This window comes from Vibrio sp. YT-19(2023) (genome assembly GCF_033337395.1).
Genome location: NZ_JAWOQN010000407.1, coordinates 1 through 755, shown reverse-complemented (window position 1 = coordinate 755; position 755 = coordinate 1). Strand labels below are relative to the sequence as shown.

General features: G+C 50.1%; 1 protein-coding gene. It reads right to left on the bottom strand.

Features of this window, described 5'->3' with window-relative positions; genetic code table 11:
• The coding region (locus tag R7E78_RS26220; RefSeq protein WP_318058619.1) for a flagellar hook-length control protein FliK at positions 1-755 on the bottom strand (755 nt) is incomplete at both ends.

The window sequence follows — 755 nt, the reverse complement described above, 5'->3', positions numbered from 1 at the left end:
TCGGCACCTACATTGACATCAACATGGACGAAGTTTTGTTCTTGTAGTTCAGTGCGTAAGCGTTCCGATACTTGCATCAAGGCTTCACGTGTTGCCGCCGTGTTTGCGTTGATCTGTACGCTCAATCGATCGCCCTCAACACGAACGAGTAAATCCAGTTTGCCTAGATCGGGCGGATCGAGACGTATTTTCGCTTCCTGAACACTTTGCTGTGCTTGCAAGGTGACTCGGTCATGCAGCACTTGCATCATCTGCTCGCCCCATTTGCCTGCACTTGTGTCCACTTTCACTGCTGCCCACTCTGAGCCTTGCGTATGAGCATGAGCCACTGTCGCAGCACTCACTGCTTGAGCGGACGGAGCAGAAGTTTGAACGTTCAGTGGTGCAGTCGGTGCTTGCCCTTGCGCTGGTTGGTTCAACAATGCTTGAAAGTCTACGGCAGAGTTATTCACGCGTGCATTCGCAGAAGCCGTTTGGCTAGTTTGAATATCTTGCTGTTGCGGTGATGTGTTTAACAAGGCATTAGCTTGCGCTGGGCTTGTTGTTTTTGCTTCACCTTTTACTTCCAACGGATTGACTTTGTTGAACGACGCAACCGATTTCTCAGCCATGTTTAGCATGCCTTGCGTCAAGGTTTGCGCTTGCGCTGCAAGGTCTGGTGTTTCAGTTGGTGTTGTTGCACTCAGAAGAACATTCATTCCTGTGGTGTCAACAGCAGCATTTTCTTCCGTTGTTGCAGTTGTCGCCTCTTTGCG